Source organism: Lentzea albidocapillata (assembly GCF_000719115.1).
Lineage (GTDB): Bacteria > Actinomycetota > Actinomycetes > Mycobacteriales > Pseudonocardiaceae > Lentzea > Lentzea albidocapillata.
Window position 1 is genome coordinate 1 of the sequence record NZ_JOEA01000059.1, and the last position, 1,187, is coordinate 1,187.

Here is a 1,187-nt window from a genome sequence, read left to right on the forward strand (position 1 = left end):
GCTCCTGTCGATCGGTCCGTCGCGCGGCCGGTCGCAACTGACCGGGGGAACGACGGGCGCTTGCCACCTTTATACCTAAGGGGGGTATGGGTGTGCAAGTGTCCTTAGGCATACAGGGTAGGGGTATGCCTGTGACCTGGGGCACGTGCCGGGGTGTGGCTTGTCCTGAGGAGAACAGCGATCAGGCCGGGGTCAAATCACTTTGCCCCGGCCTGAACGTCTGTGGCTTCTACTTCAGCAGCCCCTGCATCTCGGTGATCTCAGCCTGCTGCGCGGTGATGATGTCCTGCGCCAGCTTCTTGCTGTCGGCGTTGCTGCCCTTCTCGATGTGGATCTTGGCCATGGCGATCGCACCCTCATGGTGCTTGATCATCATTTCCGTCCACATCCTGTCGAACTCGGCACCCGCGGCCTGTCCGAGCTTGGCCATCTCCTCGGCGGTCATCATGCCGTTGCCGCTGCCCATCGAGCCGTGGTCCATTCCCGGCATCGACGACGCGGTCGGAGAGGCACCCCACTTGGAGAGCCACGCCGTCATCGTCTTGATCTCCGGGTCCTGCGCACCCTCGATGCGCTTCGCGAGATCGGTCACCTTCGGGGCGACCCGCGATCGGGCGTGCGGTGCGCAGCAGCAGCCATACGAGCAGGAGCAGCGACACGACGGCGCAGAGCACGGCAACGCACAGGTGCAACATCCCGTGCATCGGCTGCGGTACTGGATCCTCGGATGGCGGCGCGTGGTGAGCGCTCGTGGACATGGACCCGTGCGTGGGCGACATGTCGTTGCTCACGTTGACGTGGTGCATCCCGACGACACCGAGGAACAGCGCGCACAGCAGGACCCACTGGGTCGTTTTGCTGTGCGCGCCCATAGCCATGTAACTACCGTACCTAGTAGGTCGCATCACCGCTTTCTACGGGTCAGTGCTCCAACCGGTTCAACAGCGCCCACCGTCGATCTTCCCGCCGAATTCTCTTGACACCCTAGGGGGGTATGGGCGTATCTTCACACCGCATACCCCAGCAGGGTATATAGGCCGAGAAGCAAGGCAAGGGAACGGGTCATGGATCACGCTGGTGCACAATCGAGTCTGACGAAGCTCGCCATCTCCGCGACGCTGCACTGCCTCACCGGCTGTGCGATCGGTGAGGTGCTCGGCATGGTCATCGGCACCGCGCTGGGCTGG

General features: G+C 63.3%; 2 protein-coding genes. One reads left to right on the forward strand and one right to left on the reverse strand.

What is annotated here, in order from left to right:
* Positions 1-229 precede the first annotated feature (229 nt).
* Positions 230-592, reverse strand: a complete 363-nt coding sequence (locus IG04_RS0141735) for a DUF305 domain-containing protein (protein ID WP_051772008.1) — start codon at positions 590-592, stop codon at positions 230-232.
* 472 nt (positions 593-1,064) lie between these two features.
* Between IG04_RS0141735 and IG04_RS47040 the strand changes: the two genes are divergently transcribed.
* Positions 1,065-1,187, forward strand: a 123-nt coding sequence (locus IG04_RS47040) for a DUF4396 domain-containing protein (RefSeq protein WP_030482281.1), incomplete at its 3' end; no start/stop codon positions are given.